The 11,957-nt window shown below is 36.8% G+C and carries 14 protein-coding genes; 13 read left to right on the top strand and 1 reads right to left on the bottom strand.

What is annotated here, in order from left to right; all coding sequences use genetic code 11:
• The first annotated feature begins 14 nt into the window (after positions 1 to 14).
• The 13 genes from KI363_RS18395 to KI363_RS18335 all read left to right on the top strand — a co-directional run bounded on the left by KI363_RS18395 (position 15) and on the right by KI363_RS18335 (position 11,343).
• Positions 15 to 1,121 (top strand): ABC transporter substrate-binding protein, encoded by a 1,107-nt coding sequence (locus KI363_RS18395; RefSeq protein ID WP_158322419.1) that lies wholly within the window; start codon positions 15 to 17, stop codon positions 1,119 to 1,121.
• A 44-nt stretch (positions 1,122 to 1,165) separates the two neighbouring features.
• On the top strand, positions 1,166 to 2,518 hold the full coding sequence (locus tag KI363_RS18390) for a M24 family metallopeptidase (protein WP_212967254.1): 1,353 nt from the start codon (positions 1,166 to 1,168) through the stop codon (positions 2,516 to 2,518).
• A 379-nt stretch (positions 2,519 to 2,897) separates the two neighbouring features.
• Complete coding sequence (locus KI363_RS18385) at positions 2,898 to 3,599, top strand: FadR/GntR family transcriptional regulator (protein ID WP_191967476.1); 702 nt, start codon at positions 2,898 to 2,900, stop codon at positions 3,597 to 3,599.
• 105 nt (positions 3,600 to 3,704) lie between these two features.
• A complete protein-coding gene (locus tag KI363_RS18380; protein ID WP_158322422.1) occupies positions 3,705 to 4,544 on the top strand; it encodes a transketolase in 840 nt (279 codons plus the stop codon).
• 30 nt (positions 4,545 to 4,574) lie between these two features.
• On the top strand, positions 4,575 to 5,534 hold the full coding sequence (locus KI363_RS18375; RefSeq protein ID WP_158322423.1) for a transketolase family protein: 960 nt from the start codon (positions 4,575 to 4,577) through the stop codon (positions 5,532 to 5,534).
• A 54-nt stretch (positions 5,535 to 5,588) separates the two neighbouring features.
• A complete protein-coding gene (locus tag KI363_RS18370; protein WP_158322424.1) occupies positions 5,589 to 6,869 on the top strand; it encodes an ABC transporter substrate-binding protein in 1,281 nt (426 codons plus the stop codon).
• Between the two features lie 119 nt (positions 6,870 to 6,988).
• Positions 6,989 to 7,921, top strand: coding sequence for a carbohydrate ABC transporter permease (locus KI363_RS18365; protein ID WP_246516949.1), 933 nt, complete (start codon positions 6,989 to 6,991; stop codon positions 7,919 to 7,921).
• A 3-nt stretch (positions 7,922 to 7,924) separates the two neighbouring features.
• A complete protein-coding gene (locus KI363_RS18360; RefSeq protein WP_158322425.1) occupies positions 7,925 to 8,761 on the top strand; it encodes a carbohydrate ABC transporter permease in 837 nt (278 codons plus the stop codon).
• Positions 8,762 to 9,094: 333 nt separating this feature from the next.
• Positions 9,095 to 9,337: a hypothetical protein gene (locus KI363_RS18355; RefSeq protein WP_158322426.1), complete on the top strand. Its 243-nt coding sequence runs from the start codon at positions 9,095 to 9,097 to the stop codon at positions 9,335 to 9,337.
• 227 nt (positions 9,338 to 9,564) lie between these two features.
• The gene (locus tag KI363_RS18350; protein WP_158322427.1) at positions 9,565 to 9,840 is read left to right on the top strand and encodes a hypothetical protein; all 276 of its coding nucleotides are present in this window, start codon (positions 9,565 to 9,567) and stop codon (positions 9,838 to 9,840) included.
• A 26-nt stretch (positions 9,841 to 9,866) separates the two neighbouring features.
• Positions 9,867 to 10,082, top strand: coding sequence for a hypothetical protein (locus tag KI363_RS18345; RefSeq protein WP_158322428.1), 216 nt, complete (start codon positions 9,867 to 9,869; stop codon positions 10,080 to 10,082).
• A gap of 127 nt (positions 10,083 to 10,209) precedes the next feature.
• Complete coding sequence (locus KI363_RS18340; protein ID WP_191967477.1) at positions 10,210 to 10,368, top strand: ribbon-helix-helix domain-containing protein; 159 nt, start codon at positions 10,210 to 10,212, stop codon at positions 10,366 to 10,368.
• A gap of 219 nt (positions 10,369 to 10,587) precedes the next feature.
• Complete coding sequence (locus KI363_RS18335; RefSeq protein ID WP_158322429.1) at positions 10,588 to 11,343, top strand: hypothetical protein; 756 nt, start codon at positions 10,588 to 10,590, stop codon at positions 11,341 to 11,343.
• Positions 11,344 to 11,852: 509 nt separating this feature from the next.
• Here KI363_RS18335 and KI363_RS22135 read toward each other — a convergent pair.
• A partial coding sequence (locus KI363_RS22135; RefSeq protein ID WP_246516950.1) for an ATP-binding protein occupies positions 11,853 to 11,957 on the bottom strand: 105 nt, incomplete at its 5' end.

Genomic DNA, 11,957 nt, shown 5'->3' with positions numbered 1-11,957 from the left:
GGGGAGTAGATTCGATGAAGCAATGTATAAGATCGTTTATTTTATGTCTAGCAGGTCTCGTATTATTTTTAGCTGGGTGTAGTGAGACGCAAAAGGCATCGGGTAGTGGGGATGAGAACGAACAGGATAAATTAGAAACTGTTAATCTCGCTTTAAGTCCTTTTCAAGACGTATATTCCATTCACGTTGGAGTGGAGAAAGGTTTTTTCGAAGAAGAGGGAATTAAGTTAAAGATTCAAGAAACCGATTGGGCAGGTGGAAATGATCTTCTTGTTGGCGGCAAAGTGGATTTAGCTACGGCAGGAGATTCAGATATTGTTTTACAAAATTCCAATGGAGTGGATACGACGCTTGCTTATCCGATCTTTTATTTTGCAGGAGCGGCTTTGATGTTTGATCCAAATAAATATGATTGGAAAACCTACGATGAATTTTTGGCCGAGAATAATGACGATAAAGAGGCAATGCGTCTTACTTTGGAACAAGCAAAAGGTAAGAAGGTTGGGTTGAATACAAGTGTAAGTGAATACACGAGTTTTATTTCAATGTTAAATTATGCTGGGCTCGATTCGGAAGATTATGAGATTGTCGACATGTCTCAGGAAGATTTACCACCAGCTTTATTGTCAGGATCCATTGATATTATGATTAGTGGAATTCCACAGAGACTCGCTGTAAAAAAGGAAGGCTACGAGGAATTAATCGATCAAACGACACTTCCTTATACGATTTCACATAATGGCTTCGCCGCCCGCAGGGAGTGGTTGGAAGAAAATCCAGAGCTTTCTAAGAAGCTATTAAAAGCTTTCTTTAAAACGCTTAACTATATTGAAGAAAATCCGGATGATTCCTTTCCGATTATTGTGGAGCATATGAAAAAGGTAGGAACGGAAATCTCAGAAGAACAATTGGAAAGTGTTTGGAACGAGATGGAATTTTTTCCAAGTGGTGTGGAGTTTTACCAAAATGAAGTGTTGAATCCAGATGGAAACTTTTATTGGCAAGACCGGTTTCAAGCGGTTGTAGATATTATGGAAGATGAAGGGAAAATTGAGAAAGGTCGTATTGAGGATTTAGAATCTCTTCATTACACGATTAAGTTAGTAGAAGAAATAGAGTGATGGTTGTTGTATAAACAATAAAAGGATTATAGGAGGAAATGAGAATGAGAGTAGAATGGAAAGAAGTAAGATTACCTGAATTTGGAGTTCCCGAGGAAATCCCTGTGATACGTCAAGAGGAGTGTGAAAGACGTTGCGAGGAAGTATATCGCGCAGCCCAATGTGATTGGTTGGTAGTGTACGGAGATCGCGAGCATTTTGCGAATATGCATTATCTATCAGGCTATGATCCACGCTTTGAAGAGGCTTTATTAATCTTGGGGCCAGAAAAGGCTAAGTTCTTATTAGTGGGGATGGAAGGTCTAGACTACAGTGACGATAAAAAGATAGAGGCAGATGTAATTCTGTATCAGTCTTTTGGATTAATGGGACAAGATCGAACTTTGTCACCTACTTTAGATAAGATCTTATTATCGATAGGAATCAATCGGAAGGATACGGTAGGATTATGCGGCTGGAAGTATTTTGAAGACAATGAAAAGGCAACAGAAGATACGGCATTCTTTATTCCAGCTGCGATTGTTGATTGTTTTAAAAAAGTTGTCGATACAGCATTGCTAGATAAAACGCAAGTGTTAATACATCCTACAGAAGGTTTACGTGCCTATAACACAGTTGATCAAATTGCCGCATATGAATGGGGAGCTTCAAGAGCCTCTGCCGCTGTGATCAATATTATGAATGGCGTCAAAGTGGGAATGTCAGAGTTAGAAGCCGTTACGAGTATGAATTATGCGGGCGAACCAATGAGCGCTCATGTCATGTTTTCAGCTAGGAAAGACCAAATGATTGGGTTACGTAGTCCATCTGGAAAGAAGATCGACTTAGGAGATGGGGTGACAACCGCTGTCTCTTATTGGGGAGGTCTAAGCTGTCGAGCAGGTATGATAGCTGAGGAAAATGAAGATTTTATTGAGAAGTTCGCAAAGCCTTATTTTAAAGCGATTGCCACATGGTATCAAGAAGTAGGAATTGGAGTACGGGGCGGAGATCTCTTTGAAAAATGTCGTGCTGTTTTGGCAGAAGGTGGCTTAAAACCAGCCCTCAACCCAGGCCATCTAACAAGTACAGATGAGTGGCTCCATACGCCTGTACGTCCAAATAGTGAGGAGGTTATTGCATCAGGCATGGCCTTCCAATGTGACATCATTCCAACTCCACTTCCGCATGGCGTAGGTCTAAACTGTGAAGATAGTGTTGTCATTGCAGACGAAGCATTGCGGGAAGAATTAAAGGAAAAACATCCAAACATATGGGCAAGAATTGAGGCAAGACAAGCCTTTATCAGGGAGGAAATTGGGATTGATATTAAAGATGAAGTATTGCCTTTGTCCTCAAACCCAGCTTATTATAATCCCTTATGGTTGGCCCCGGGGAAGGCAATGGTGTTGGTGTAGGTAGTGAGAAATTAAAAAAGGCAAAATTGTGAGGCCCTCTTCTTAGAAGGGGGTCTACACTTATCTGCTTATCCTCACTCTAAGGAAATTACTAATCTTTAGCAAAACCTATAGCATCAATTAGCGTAAAGACGTTCATGAATCTCATAGATGAGTTCAAAGTCGTACCACTACTATAACTCTGAACATAAAAACAGGCTGAAAGCATTGATAGAATGCTATTCGTCTGTTTTTTTGTTCAGTTGTAGAAGTACTGTACTCAATTTTGCATTAAAATAAGTTAATTTTTATTGTATGACAACTTGACCAAGTTGTACAACAAGTGTTAATATATGTCCAACAACATGAAATACTTCAAAGTTTATCGGAGGTTAAAAGATTGAAAGAAACTACTAATAAAAAAGGTGAACTTAAGAATCAAATTATTGAAATAATTGTGGGGTGTTTATCTAAAAATCGTCCATTACCATCTGAAAAGGAATTAACAGAAAAACTCAATATTAGTCGATCTGGGCTTAGGGAATTATTAATTGAGTTCGAAGCAGCTGGCATAATTGTGGCCACACAAGGGAAAGGGAGGGTAGTGAAATTTCCAGACATTAGTAATTCTATTATTGAGGGTTGGAATATTTTGTTAAAGGCTCGTCCTGAAACATTGTTAGAACTTTTAGACATAAGATTAATCCTTGAGAGGGGGTTTTTACCTTCAGCAATTGAAACACTTAAACTAGACGATTTACAAATGATGAGAGATTTAGTTAGTCGTATGGAATCAAAGGCATTAAGAAATCAAAATTTTAAAGAAGAAGATCAGATGTTTCATCAGATTTTATATTCTAGAATACAAAATATGGTATTAGACCAACTATTAAAAGCCTTTTGGGATGTTTTTGAACAAATGAGTGAGTTACATGAATCTGACAATTTACAAGAAGGGGCAAAAATTCATAAAGAACTTTACCAGGCAATATTGATACAAAATGGTGATGAGGCAGAAAGACTTTTAGAAATGCAATTTAGGGATATTAGACGGCGGATAACATCAGTGGTAGATAAGGAGGCAGATGAAGGTACAGAGTAAGAAAATTGGGTTGATGCAAATATCAGGCTAAATATCTATCTACTATTTTTAGGGCATCCATTCCGGACTTCTATCATTGAATCTACATTAGGGAGGAGTTTTATCATGAAAAGTCATAGTGAAATGAAAGAAATTGCTACTCGTCTTAAAAGAGATATTATACAGTTGACCTCTGCGAATACAGGTCACCCAGGTGGGGCGATTGGTGCGGCTGAAATTGTAGCTGAACTTTACTTTAACCGTTTAAAACATGATCCAAGTAATCCTTTTTGGGAAGATAGGGATAGATTTATTCTAAGCAATGGTCATATTTGTACTGTCCTGTATTCCGCAATGGCAAGAAGTGGTTATTTCGAAGTAGAAGAGTTAAAGACTTTTAGAAAGGTAAATTCTAGACTTCAGGGTCACCCTTCAAGACATGATTTGCCGGGAATCGAAACTGCTTCAGGTCCTTTAGGGCAAGGATTATCAATCGCAAATGGGATCGCTCTTTCTAATAAATTAAGAAATAATAACTCTAAAGTATATTGTTTGGTAGGAGATGGTGAATTACAGGAAGGACAAATCTGGGAAGCAGCCATGACATCAGCACATTATCAATTGGATAATCTAGTACTAATCATTAATTGGAATGATATTCAAATTGATGGTCATGTAAAAGATGTTATGAACATTGAGCCTATTGCAGATAAATTCAAATCATTTGGCTGGAATACAATAGAAATAGATGGACATAACATATCTGAGATACAATCTGCTCTTGATACTTTTGAAATAAATAATGGTTCTCCGACTGCAATTATTGCTCGTACTGTATTAGGAAATGGTGTCTCCTATATGGAGCACGAGGCGATCTGGCACGGAAAAGCTCCCTCTTCAGAAGAAGCAAAACAGGCTTTAGAGGAAATTGGTACAAGCACATTTGAAAGCGATTTAATATATTAAAAGTATTTATTTTAAAAGGGAGGAATTTGTATGGCTAATGAATTAAGTGGGCGTGAAGGCTTTGGTCAAGCATTATTGGAATTGGGTAAAGAAAATAAAAGAGTAGTGGCACTCTGTGCAGATCTAGCAGAATCTGTAAAGGTACATCATTTTGCAGAGCAATACCCAGAAAGATATTTCCAAATTGGGATTGCTGAACAGGATATGATTGGAACTGCAGCGGGTATGGCTTTGTCAGACTTGGTACCATTTGCTACAACGTATGCTGTATTTGCTGCACAAAGAGCTAATGAACAAATACGGTTGGCGGTCTGTTACAATCAGGCTAATGTCAAAATTGCAGTTAGTCATGCAGGTTTAACTGTTGGGGAGGATGGTGCAACACATCAGGCTTTGGAAGACATAGCTTCAATGCGTGCTATGCCTAATATGACAGTAATAGTTCCCGCAGATGCAGAAGAAGCATATCACGCAACAAAGGCGAGTGCCGAAATGTATGGACCAGTTTATTTACGTCTTGGAAGAACTCCTGTACCTGTCATAACAAATGGTAGCGAGGAATTTAAGATCGGAAAGGCTAGAAAACTCCGTAACGGAAAAGATGCAACAATTATCGCATGTGGAATTATGGTAGAACAAGCACTTATTGCAAGCGAAAAATTAGAAATGGAAGGTATCAGTGTTTCAGTTATAAATATGCATACAATTAAGCCTATTGATAAAGAGATCGTTATAGAAGAAGCGAAAAGGACGGGATGTATTGTAACGGCAGAAGAACATTCAGTTATTGGGGGATTAGGAGGTGCGGTTTCAGAAGTACTATCAGAAAATTATCCTGTTCCAATAATAAAGGTTGGAACAAAAGATACATTTGGAGAATCTGGACCACCAAATGAATTATTAGAAAAATATAAGCTTACTTCAAAGGATATTGTTGAAGCAACAAAAAAATCAATGACTATGAAAAAGGAAGTTGTGTTTGAAAAATAGACTTAGAATTACTCATTTTCTATCAATGGAAATTCAAAAGGAGAAATGAGATTTATGAAAAAAATATATTCTATTTTCCTTATATTAATCATAGGCTTCACTTTGGTAGGATGCAGCACAGGAAATTCAGCAAGTTCTAGTGGTTCAAATGGTGCAAAAGCTTCGACGTCCTCGGGGGATATTAAATTAACTTATTGGTATTGGGCAGATAATACGGAATATTCAAATCTAATGCAAGATATTATTAAAGAATTTAATGAAACTAACGATAAAGGCATTACAGTAGTGGGAGAAGAGTATCCCTGGGATGGCGGAGGATTTAGTGAAACATTATTTACTGCTGCAATCGGTGGTGGTGGTCCAGACGTTGCTTCATTTAAATTAACTTCTACCCCTTTGTTTACGGCAAATAACTTACTTGCTAATTTGGATGATTTTATTTCCGATTGGGAAGATAAAGAAGATATTGATGAGAATATTTATGGGATTATGAAGGAAGCTGGGGGATCAGATAGCATTTATGTTATGCCGTGGAATACCCAGGTGTTATATGTTTACTATAGACCATCGATTTTTGAAGAAGCGGGAATAGAAGTTCCTGAAACATATGAGGAATTCTTAACGGCAATTGAAAGAACTACATTAGATACAAACGGTGATGGAAAAACCGATGTGTATGGTTTTGGAATGAGAGGTGCTACAGGTGGCCACGAGCCATGGGGAAGCTTTATTCACGGTAGAGGGGGTAGTTTTAACAACTTAAATAGCGAGGAATCTATAAAGGGAATGCAAGATTTTGTAAATATTTATGAAAGGGGTTTCGTGCCACCAACAGCTACAACGGATGGGTTTAATGAGGTTATTTCTAATTTTAAGTCTGGAAAAACTGCAATGACGATTCATCATACGGGTTCGTCAGCTGAAATGGTGGAAACCTTTGGAGATGATGTATCAGCCTTTGCATTTCCAAAGGGAGATGGACAATGGACTTCAATGGGAGACACAGAAAATGTCATTTTTGAATCCTCTCAAAATAAAGAGGCTGCGTTTGAATGGGTGGCTTACCTTGCAACTGGTAAAGGACAGGAATTATGGACTAAGGCGACAGGGAATGTTCCCGTAAGTAAAAGAGTTCAAGAAATGGATCATTTTCAGAATGATAGATTTATGCAAGCCTCTATTGAAGGAATGTCTTATGCTGGGATTATTCCAATTCGGGATACAACAACAGAATGGGTAAGTACAATTTGGCCAAATACGGTTGCTTCCGCGTTATTAGGTGACAAATCGGTTGAAGAAACAATGAAGATTCTACAAGAAGAGTTATATAAGTAACAGGTGAGTTTTAAATTAACTATCAATATTTAGATTATTGGGCAGGTTAATAATGGTTCTACAATTTATTAATCTGTCCGATAAATTTTTAATGAGGTAATTTGAAAGAGGTGACAGATTTGCAACGGAAAACGTCCAATAATTTGCAATCGGATGTAAAATCAATTAATTTAAAGGGTTTACATCGAAAAAAGTTTAATTTTTGGCCTTATCTTCTTCTATCACCAGCGTTACTCATTGTCACATGTGTTGTATTTATTCCCGTTATAGAAGCGATAGTTATGAGCCTTAAAAGCTATGATTTAAGGAGACCCAATGGTATCGAGTTCGTTGGATTAGATAACTTTATAGAGATATTTACAGATCCGATCTTCTGGCTAGCATTTAAAAATACTCTTATTTGGGTTGTTCTCGGTGTAGGTTTACAATTTTTGTTTGGTTTCCTGTTGGCCCTGTTGTTAAATCAAAAATTTAAAGGTAGGGGAATTGTACGGGCTGTTAGTTTAATCCCTTGGGCAACCCCTGGAGTGCTTATAGGATTGATGTGGAAATGGATTTATGACGGTAACTATGGTGTTTTAAATGATTTATTAATGAAACTCAATATCATTGATGAAGGAGTCATCTTTTTATCCCAGACATCAACAGCCTTCCCTTCCGTTATTGTCACTATAATTTGGCAAGGAATTCCTTTCTTTGCGATTATGATTTTGGCTGGTTTGCAGGGGATATCCCAGGAAATGTATGAAGCAGCAGATATTGATGGAGCTAGTAGTCTTCAGAAACTATTTAGAATTACTATTCCATCCCTAAAGAACGTTATCTTTATTACAGTATTATTGCGTATCATTTGGGTTTCTAACTCAGTAGACATTATACATAATATGACCGGAGGGGGTCCTTCATATTCTACACAAACATTAAGTGTATATATCTTTAATAAGGCAAATGTTTTGGACTTAGGTTATTCATCAGGGATGGCAATATTTTTAATGTTGCTATTAGCGATCGTCGCTATTCCTTATATAAAAAACACCTTTAAGGAGGGATAAACTTTGAAGGGCCGACCAGTTAGATGGAGAAGAATTATTAGTTTATACTTGCCAATATCTATTATATTGTTATTTTTACTTTTTCCGTTTTATTGGACATTTGTGACGTCTATTAAGCCGGAGCATGAATTGTATGGCCCCACTGTGACATACTGGCCACAAGATATCACATTTGCCTCTTATAAAAAGCTTTTTGGTGAATTTAATTTTTTACTTCCAATGTTTAATAGTTTCCTAGTTGCAACTATAACAACAATTATTACATTATTTGTATCGATATTGGCGGCTTATTCTTTTACACGATATGAATTTAAAGGAAAAGGAATCCTAATGGGGTTATTTTTGACAAATAACATGTTTCCCAATGTATTGTTATTAATTCCTCTTTATGCGATCATGCGCAATATTAATCTATTATACACACCGTTATCATTAGTTATTGCTTACGCCACTTTTACTATACCGTTTTCGGTATGGATGTTAACTGGTTATTTGAAAGATTTACCTCTCTCCTTAGAAGAAGCAGCTATGATTGACGGTGCAAATAGGGCGGTAGCTTTTATCAAGGTTATTCTCCCTGTCCTTACACCGTCAATTATTGCAACGGGTGTATATATATTTATTCAATCATGGAATGAATATACATTTGCTGTTTTATTTACAAATGAAGCTACTCGAACCATTCCTGTCACATTAAAGAATTTAATAGGGCAGCTAGGGGTGCAATGGGACCTATTGACTGCAGGTGGAATTATAACTATTATTCCGGTCTGCATTATGTTTTTCTTTGCCCAACGAAATCTCATTGAGGGTATGACATCGGGGGCTGTAAAAGGATAGTACCCTGTGTGAAATCGTAATTTTTAAGATTGAATTTTATTTATAGGGTTAAATCATTTAACATCTCTAAGAGAACCAGGCATGTAAAAAAACCTCTTTCATTAAAGAGGTTTTTTACGTTACATGATACCTATCTACCAGTCTTAAGATTTTGGAAACCTTTGTACTTTCTCACTAAGCTATAAAATTTTGAGATATCAAACAACAATTGTCTATATCGGCTTCCGTTTTTCTTCAATACATTATTCTGAATACCGAGAGTGAAATTTAGTTATTAAATATAAAACGGGCTTTGCTTACAAGGGAGCGAGAGTGTCCAAAGGGTATTGAAACTTGTTAAAAGACCAAACTTTAAAAACAGTGGTTGATATAAGTAATTTTCTTTGCATAGATGAACCATCATTAGTAGGCTTACAGAAAAATTTGCCGTATGCTCCCATCATTCATTTTAAAGATTTCTATATCCGTTCATATTATAAGAATCCAGGTGAGGGAGAGTGGTTTAACACAACAAAGGGCAACTACCTCAGGGTCTCTATTCTTGGCCATGGAGATATAGAAATAAGAGAAGTGTAATAAAGAATTACCGGAACCATTTCTAGGTGACTGGAATTCTATTTACGGACTGGTAAGAAAGGCGATGCCCCAGTGCTTTTACAAGATATCATGCCAACCCATTTTGGGATTGGAGATTCCAAATACAGTGGATGGCTTGAGTTTAAAAAATTTACTTATGGGAGAGGGAGACCCCTCGGGAGTATGTCCACGGTGAGCACAGTGCCTGCTATTCAGATCTCCAAGAAATGCAATACTTAACAGATGGGAAGTTCAAATATATTTGGCTACCACGTTTAAATAGAGAACAGTTATTTGATCTGCAAAATGATCCTAAAGAAAGTAAAGATCTTGCAGATGTAGAAAACTATCATTCAGTCCTATTAAAATGGAGAGGACGGATGGCACAGAAATTGGAACCAAGAAATTCCGGCTTAACAGAAGGGGAGAGACTTGTTGATCAAGCAGGAAAGCCTCCGCCGATTTCCCCGAAATATGAGGAAAGAATGAGGGCGGAGAGGTAGGGTCAGCTGATGGAGTCCTTAATTTTGTGGATAAGCTTAAGGAAGAGTACGAGGTTCCCAGTCTGTGCCCATGGATGAAGCCAGTCATTGCGGAAAAGAGAACCATTATAAATGGAACTGCCTCCTGTATAATAATGTTGCGAGTAAATGAGCATGACATTATACAGGAGTTTTTTGTGGAGAAAAAGCAAGAAAAAGAGAAAAAAGCAAAGAAAAGAAAGAGAATAAGGAAAATAAAATAGTAGCATGGTTTTCATGGATTTTCTGAGCATTTGGTGCTATGAAGTTAAGGTTCATTGAGTTTTTTCAAACTCTCTTCTTTACCGTGGTTATATAACCTATAATACTTTGTATAGAAAGGATGATTGTATGGCCGTTGATAAAGAGAATAATATGCAAGTATTAGTCGCTTTTCCAAATGAACTTTTAGAAAAAGTGGAGGATTTCCAATTTGCTAATCGTATTCAAAATCGAAGTGAGGCTGTTCGGGAATTGATTAGGAGGGGGTTAGAAGGGGATGAGAATTAACGACAAATGATATGGCCTTTTCTTTAACACTCGTGCCTTCTATTAGTAGATTTTGACCAAGAAATTAACCACATATTGCTAACTATCCAGGATATTGGGGGGTATACAGGTATATACAACAATTGGTAATGCTCAAGAAAAGTGATAAAAACCGTGAAAGTCATAAGACAAACTATAAGGCTCATACTCTAAAAGAACAACTTTGAGGAAGTGAGTGCTTTGGATAAAATAGCCTTTCTTTCAGCCGAGGACATCAAACACGATTTTCTTTATCCCATTAGTTACCGGAGTGCCAAAAAGCGCTTTGACATATTAATCAATAATACAAATCAACCTGCCATAATAGTTGAGAATTTCAAAGGGAAGTTTTATGTAAATGAAAACTTCAAGAATTTTGCAGTGTTAAAAAAAATCGATCCCAAAAGAATGATTCCTTGTCTAATCATTCATAACCCTGTTGAAGAGGAATGTGATCGATTACTTAGGGTTTTAAGCAAAAGCATTTTAGAAAGACCTACATGGAAAATTCAGTATGAGCTTATTCAGCGTTTAACAAGAGAATTCCATCTCGGGGTAACAGAAATAGCTAAAGAAGTGAATGTTAAAGATAAAGAAATAGGCAAATTCATGCTAGAACCCAATATACCTGATTATTATAAATCCTTGGCCATTAAAAAGGGCTATGGGGGCGTTATGAATTTAATTTGCAAATCAGATTACACTGATGAACTGAAAAAGGTTTTGTACGATTTAGCTGTTGCTGATAAACACAGACTTACAGAAGGGAAATTTAAATCGCTTAAACGCTATACGAAAATGGGATATTTATTAACGCAAAATAAAAATTTGATTAGAAGGCAAATAATTAAGATTGTAGAACCAAAAGATTATATAGAAAATGTATATTGGGATAAAATTAGTGGTAGATATTCACAGGAAAGCCGGAATCAAAAGCTTGTTTTGGAATTGGTTTAATCCTAATGCGTAACCCCTTATGGCATAGTCCAAAACGTATTGAACAGAGGGGATTTCCAAGTTACGGAAATTTAGAGGAGTTACAGGAGCTTTTTCTGTTATAGTATCAATTATCTTGTCTTTGCAGTTAATATGGGAAATTCTTTTCCTATCTTTTCGGATAAAGGGAGATAAAAAAATAGTTTCCTAAATTATTCATTGCTTGAAATTTTAATTGCCAGAAATACAGCAATGACAAAGATTTAAGTGGCATACAACGATCACCCAAAAGGTGAGAGAAATATATGGAAAGGAGCCCGCCTTTCGGTAATGTATAAACCAAAGCGGCTCCTTTTGTGACTGACCATTAGCAGTAAAGATACCAGCTATATCCGGGTATTTTTCTAATAGTGCATAAGGAAATCAAATTTATATAAATCTTAGAACGTATACATTCCTAGTCTAAACAATGTATTTGGCAAGTGTAAAATGCATGAAACGGCAGCCCTTTGTAAACCACTTGCCAACCTCTAATTTTTCATCATCATAGACTCCTTCATTCGTTTACTTTCACCCCCAAACAGAATGAGGTGGGAGTGGTGGATTAGGCGATCCACTACGGCTTCCGTTAGAAT

The organism is Lederbergia ruris, assembly GCF_018332955.1.
GTDB lineage: Bacteria > Bacillota > Bacilli > Bacillales > Bacillaceae_C > Lederbergia > Lederbergia ruris.
This window is presented reverse-complemented; position numbering and strand designations above follow the sequence as displayed.

Bases quoted from the DNA above. Each gene is read 5' to 3' on its own strand.
- KI363_RS18395 (WP_158322419.1), top strand. From the start codon at position 15: ATGAAGCAATGTATAAGATCGTTTATTTTATGTCTAGCAGGTCTCGTA.
- KI363_RS18390 (WP_212967254.1), top strand. From the start codon at position 1,166: ATGAGAGTAGAATGGAAAGAAGTAAGATTACCTGAATTTGGAGTTCCC.
- KI363_RS18380 (WP_158322422.1), top strand. From the start codon at position 3,705: ATGAAAAGTCATAGTGAAATGAAAGAAATTGCTACTCGTCTTAAAAGA.
- KI363_RS18375 (WP_158322423.1), top strand. From the start codon at position 4,575: ATGGCTAATGAATTAAGTGGGCGTGAAGGCTTTGGTCAAGCATTATTG.
- KI363_RS18370 (WP_158322424.1), top strand. From the start codon at position 5,589: ATGAAAAAAATATATTCTATTTTCCTTATATTAATCATAGGCTTCACT.
- KI363_RS18350 (WP_158322427.1), top strand. From the start codon at position 9,565: ATGCAATACTTAACAGATGGGAAGTTCAAATATATTTGGCTACCACGT.
- KI363_RS18340 (WP_191967477.1), top strand. From the start codon at position 10,210: ATGGCCGTTGATAAAGAGAATAATATGCAAGTATTAGTCGCTTTTCCA.